The organism is Occallatibacter sp. (genome assembly GCF_049582745.1).
Lineage (GTDB): Bacteria > Acidobacteriota > Terriglobia > Terriglobales > Acidobacteriaceae > Telmatobacter.
Window position 1 is genome coordinate 1 of the sequence record NZ_JBAUUO010000100.1, and the last position, 1,806, is coordinate 1,806.

The 1,806-nt window shown below is 58.2% G+C and carries 2 protein-coding genes and 1 pseudogene; all 3 read left to right on the top strand.

Annotated elements, in window-relative coordinates; translation table 11 throughout:
- Positions 1-202, top strand: a pseudogene (locus WCA10_RS14910) (hypothetical protein); the annotation flags it as partial.
- Positions 199-1,092: a F0F1 ATP synthase subunit gamma gene (locus tag WCA10_RS14915; protein WP_472823328.1), complete on the top strand. Its 894-nt coding sequence runs from the start codon at positions 199-201 to the stop codon at positions 1,090-1,092. The pseudogene WCA10_RS14910 and the gene WCA10_RS14915, both read left to right, overlap by 4 nt.
- 89 nt (positions 1,093-1,181) lie before the next feature.
- On the top strand, positions 1,182-1,806 hold a 625-nt coding region (locus tag WCA10_RS14920; protein WP_472823329.1), incomplete at its 3' end, for a PPK2 family polyphosphate kinase.

The window sequence follows — 1,806 nt, forward strand, 5'->3', positions numbered from 1 at the left end:
ATTGGATACGGCCGAAAAACTGAGCGACGAGGATCGCGAAACGATTATCGAAATCGCCCGCAAATCTCTCGCACGTTTCCAACCCAAGCCGGAATCTAAACCCGAAGCCACGGCCGAGCCCAAGCCCAAGTCTGAACCCGAGTCCAAGACGGTAGTCCAAAAGGAGGCCAAGCCCAAATCTGAGCCCGAGGAGAAGTCATGAGCGACACCACGGCGAGCTTGCGCCGAAAGATCAATAGTGCCGGGGATCTCCAATCCGTAGTCCGCACGATGAAGGCCGTGGCCGCCTCTAGCATCGGACAATACGAGGAATCTGTGCGCGCGTTGGCCGACTACTATCGCACTGTGGAGCTGGGGTTGGGCGCATGCTTCCGGGAAAGCGGGCCGGCGCCCTTGATTGCAGAACGGAAAAGACAAACCTTTGCCGGTGCGATTGGCGCGGTTGTGTTCGGTTCCGACCAGGGACTGGTGGGGCAGTTTAATGAGGTGATAGCCGATTACGCGATCAGGACTCTCGCAGATCTCGCTGGCAAACCCGAAGTCTGGGCTGTAGGTGAGCGCGTTCATGCGCGCCTGGCGGACGGGGGATTGTTGCCGGTGGGACTCTTCACCGTGCCCAACTCCGTCAAGGCCATCACCCCGCTCGTCGGGCAGATTCTCGTGGAGAGCGAGGCGCGCCACGGCCAGGGTGAAGTCACCGAACTCCACCTCTTCTACAACCGTCCCTTGGCTGGGGCGGTCTATGCGCCCGTGAGTCAAAGACTGCTGCCGCTGGACGAAACCTGGCGATGCAAGCTGGCCGAGCTTCCCTGGCCGACGGCAGACTTGCCCGAGGTCATGGGTGGCGGCACCGCGACCTTGCGCGCGCTTATCCGCGAATATCTTTTCGTCTCGCTCTTCCGGGCGTGCGCCGAATCCCTCGCGAGCGAAAACGCAAGCCGCCTGGCGGCGATGCAACGCGCCGAAAAAAACATCGACGAATTGCTGGAGAACCTCAACCGCACATTCCATCGTTTGCGCCAAAGCGGCATCGACGAGGAACTGTTCGACGTCGTCTCTGGCTTCGAAGCGCTGAGCGGAGAGGAGAAATGATAACGGGCCAACACCGTATCAACCTCCTCTGACCCCTAGTAGGAGTGATGTGTGCAACCGACGGGGCGAGTGATACCGAAGGGACAAAGATGAAAATCAATTCAAAGGATTTCCGTGTGCGGCCGGGAGAGAAGGTCAAACTTAGTAAGTGGCCGACGATTGTGAAGCCCTTTTGCAAGTCGAAGGAGCAGTATCAAGCACTCCTGGCAGAACATGTTGAGAAGCTAAGCTCGCTACAGCACCTGCACTACGCGTCCAACCGCTATGCGTTGCTGCTGATTTTTCAAGGGATGGACGCCGGAGGCAAGGACGGCGCCATCCGGCACGTCATGTCCGGGGTCAATCCGCAAGGCTGCCAGGTGTTCAGCTTCAAACAGCCGAGCACCGACGAGCTGGAACATGATTTTCTCTGGCGCACAACGAGGTGCCTGCCCGAACGCGGGCGGATCGGCATATTCAATCGTTCCTATTATGAGGAAGTGCTGGTCGTTCGAGTGCACCCGGAGATTCTCCGCAGCCAGGGGCTTTCGGAAGAGCTGCGCGACGAGAAGACCATTTGGAAGGAGCGATATCGCTCCATCGTGGATCTGGAAAGTCACCTCTACCGCAACGGAACGCGGACCGTCAAAATATTCCTACACCTGTCAAAGGATGAACAACGCAAGCGCTTCCTCGAACGCATTGATGAGCCTGACCACAACTGGAAATTCAGCC

Excerpts from the sequence above, each read along its gene's own strand:
- WCA10_RS14915 (WP_472823328.1), top strand. The coding sequence starts at position 199 with ATGAGCGACACCACGGCGAGCTTGCGCCGAAAGATCAATAGTGCCGGG.